The organism is Anaplasma platys, from assembly GCF_012790675.1.
Taxonomy (GTDB): Bacteria; Pseudomonadota; Alphaproteobacteria; order Rickettsiales; family Anaplasmataceae; genus Anaplasma; species Anaplasma platys.
This window is the reverse complement of sequence record NZ_CP046391.1, coordinates 1,037,392-1,040,715: the sequence shown is the minus strand read 5'-3', so window position 1 is coordinate 1,040,715 and position 3,324 is coordinate 1,037,392. Positions and strand designations below refer to the sequence as shown.

The 3,324-nt window shown below is 49.5% G+C and carries 2 protein-coding genes and 1 pseudogene; all 3 read left to right on the top strand.

The window, feature by feature from the left end; translation table 11 throughout:
* The first annotated feature begins 345 nt into the window (after window positions 1–345).
* Window positions 346–471, top strand: coding sequence for a hypothetical protein (locus tag ANPL_RS04830; protein ID WP_272899037.1), 126 nt, complete (start codon window positions 346–348; stop codon window positions 469–471).
* Between the two features lie 365 nt (window positions 472–836).
* Window positions 837–1,760 carry a signal recognition particle-docking protein FtsY gene (ftsY, locus tag ANPL_RS04000; RefSeq protein ID WP_169193451.1) on the top strand — a complete coding sequence of 308 codons (924 nt, stop codon included), beginning with the start codon at window positions 837–839 and terminating at the stop codon, window positions 1,758–1,760.
* 855 nt (window positions 1,761–2,615) lie between these two features.
* Window positions 2,616–3,324: pseudogene (locus ANPL_RS03995) on the top strand (hypothetical protein); the annotation flags it as partial.

Sequence of the window (3,324 nt, the reverse complement as noted above, 5' to 3'; positions counted from 1 at the left end):
TTCAAGATGGCGTACACTGGTGCTGAAATCGGTGTTAGGTTTGCGTTCTAATGCGTCAATGTGTATGTTGCCAGGTGTAGACTTTCTATATTGAATATGTAGTGCTTTTGCACAGGCTGTTGGTCAGCTGGGGAATAAGGCGATAGATGAGAAGGTTTGTAAAAAGCACAGCGACAGCGTCGGACAGTTGGAAATGCTTGCAGGGCGCCTCGGTGAACAACACGGGCAGAAAGTTCAGCGAAATATTTACGAAAAAAGCCGAAAAGACGACCAGCGTGGGTGCAGCGTGGCCTAGCGGAGGCGACGACGTGTCGCGGAACTTTAGCATCCAGTTCAAGACCGCCGATGGAGAAGGAACTGACAAACGCTGCCCATAAGATAGCAGCGGCAGCTGCCATTTTGGGGATGGTGGTGCCGAAGTTGTTGCAGGTGAGCTTTCAAAACAAAACCGCTCCAACAAAAACATCATAGCCGCCTGACGTCGAAGACGATAGTGAATTAGGGTAGTACAGATAATTCTAAGTTTGCCGCCGCAAATCTCCCTCCCCCTTCCCTTCTCCTGTTTTGGCAAAACATCGCAGCCTCGCTACGGAAGATAGCGATAGAAAGTGCGGTGCGAGACCTTTCCTCTGCATATGCGTGTGTTTACCGTCCAGCAATCCTTCTTGCACATTGTGACCAATTCTTCTAGAATGCTCGCAAGATGCTGTGGTAAAAAGGTTTCCCATGAGTCGCCTCCCTGACACTGTTAGAAAGGTAACGGTTGCTCGATGCGTGGAGGAGTTTACTTACTTTACCACTGGGGTCCATACTGCCTTTATTGGGCACTCTATATCATGACGGGCGAGCGGGAACCCAGCATATGGGGGTCTTTTAAAAGGAGTCTGTCGAAGACTTCTGCGAAGCTAAATGAGGGACTCAAGAACATTTTGGGGGGCGGGAAAGTTGTGGATGAAGCAACGCTGCGGTCGTTGAAGAACTTGCTGATTACAACTGACATGGGACCCGAAGTTGCTGCTTTTTTCACACAACAGTTAAACAACAGAAGGTTCACGGATGCAGAGTATCAGGTCAAGCAGGCGTTAGCGCAGGATATAGAAAGTTTTCTTGTGGGGAAAGCAAAACCTATATTGGCAGAAAAGTCACCACACATTGTTATGTTGTGCGGGGTTAATGGGAGCGGCAAAACAACGACTGTTGCAAAGTTAGCACACAAGTTTCAAAAAGAAGGAAAATCTGTGCTGATTGGCGCATGTGATACATTTCGCGCTGCAGCAGTTTCACAGCTCGAACTATGGGCCAACCGCATATCGTGCCCTATCGTCTCAGGCGCGTTAGGAGCTGATGCTGCGAGCATCGCCTACAAAACCGTAGAGAAGGCTCTTAAAGAGAATATAGACGTTGTGTTGGTAGATACCGCTGGCAGACTGCATAACAATAAAAATTTGATGGAAGAGCTCGCAAAGGTATGCCGTACCATACGTAAACTCGACGAAAGCGCGCCGCATAACACAGTTTTGGTTTTGGACGCCACTGTAGGCCAAAACACTTTAGCTCAGGTCGAGGCTTTTAGTAGTTTTGTAAACGTAGATGGGATAATACTGACAAAGCTGGACGGCACAGCTAAGGGCGGAATAGTTCTGCGTGTTGTTCATAAATACAACTTAGACCTACACGCCGTTGGCGTCGGCGAGGGTATAGACGATCTAGAAATCTTTTCTGCTGCAGCATTTTCCCGAGGCTTACTTGAGCTCACTTGACGATGCTATGCAACATAAATCAAATGACTAGTGTAACCTCGACGCACTGTCGTAGGGAGGCTAACAGCGCAATGTGTGCCACGCAACCGGGACAAACCCGTCGCATAGACAACACAAGATCTTGTTGAGAAACTGCGCTGCAAGCAACTATAGCACAGGGTCTGTATGCCCCTGGCAATAGGAAAACAACATATGTTCTGAGATCTCAACAAAATACAACATGCATGACTAGATTACGACGAAACCACCATGGATCGACGCGAAGATACATACGTGAAAGGGCAGAACATACCTTGTCAGCAGAAGACAGATTGTGGAAGACGGCTGAAATAGAACTGGCAATAGCCGCAAAACAACGAGCAAGCTTCTTTGTCAGCACCAAGCTGCCAAGGCAACATGCACAAATGGCGGGGGAACACTTGTAAGTTGAAGAGGCATTCATCATTGCTTTTACATACGCAAGTATTGCTGTAAAGTACAGGCAGCTTGGTTGGACATAGTCCATTGCCAAAAAGACTAATGTGACGGGCATTGCGGTGAGTATAAGAAAAGGCAAGTTTGCATTGGTATTGAGCACATTGGTATTTATGGAACACAGTGGGGCCGCGACAAGTGGAAGGGCAGCATTTCCCCCCCCCCAGAAACTCAGTTAGGAATAACGTTTACATAGGTCTAAGTTACAGCCCAGCGTGGCACAAAATCGGGAGTTCACTGTCGGAGCCAATGATGGCAGTACCGCCGCGGTGTACCTTAACCTTCTGGACGTTAAAACACCACTAAGTAGTAGCTTCAATTGGCAAGTGTAGAATCCCAAAATAGGGTCGAAGATAATGCAATCGGGGCATAGAAGAAAGCATGGGCTATAAAGGTAGAATAGCCCGGGTCGAAATTGGAATAGGTTATGAGAAGTTTGATACAGGATCGGCCATGCCAGGTGGAAAGGCTGAGACAATGTACCTTTTGGCGAAAGAGCCAGCGCGTGATGTGGTAAGTGGCAAGACCGAACGTCTCGGGCATGCCTTAGCGGCGACGGCGCCACGGGACATCGTTGCGTTCGCCCAGGCCGTAGGACGGACGAGCCCAACAATTGACCCCAAGGTTTGTAATAAGAAGGTTGCGGTGGATGATAGGTGGGACGTGTTGCTTGGTAGGGGCGCGAGTGGCGGTGGGGCGAGGAGAGTTAAGGATCCAGCGTGGAGTTGCGTCGACTATGAGGGTGATACGTTAAACGTGGACACGATCGACCAAGAGAGCATAGGAGGTGTGAGGCCGGGTCGGATGAATGAGTTTAGCGCCCGTTATAGGAATACAAAGCGCGCGGCGGAGCTGAGGCCGGATGACAATGGCATCCGCAGAGCGATTAAATTCAGGGTGATACGCGAACGAGACGGCACATTGCATGGGATAGGCAAAGCGGACTCGACAAGCCGCGTCAGTACGGCCACTGTGACGACCGCATACACAGGAGGCACGCACAGAACGACGACCATGGAGGTTAAGGAACACGTGTGGTACACCAACAAGCAAACCAACCGTGGCTGGCCTGGGACAGCGGAAGGGAAGA

Coding starts and splice junctions, on each gene's coding strand:
- ANPL_RS04830 (WP_272899037.1), top strand. CDS start 346: ATGGAGAAGGAACTGACAAACGCTGCCCATAAGATAGCAGCGGCAGCT.
- ftsY (WP_169193451.1), top strand. CDS start 837: ATGACGGGCGAGCGGGAACCCAGCATATGGGGGTCTTTTAAAAGGAGT.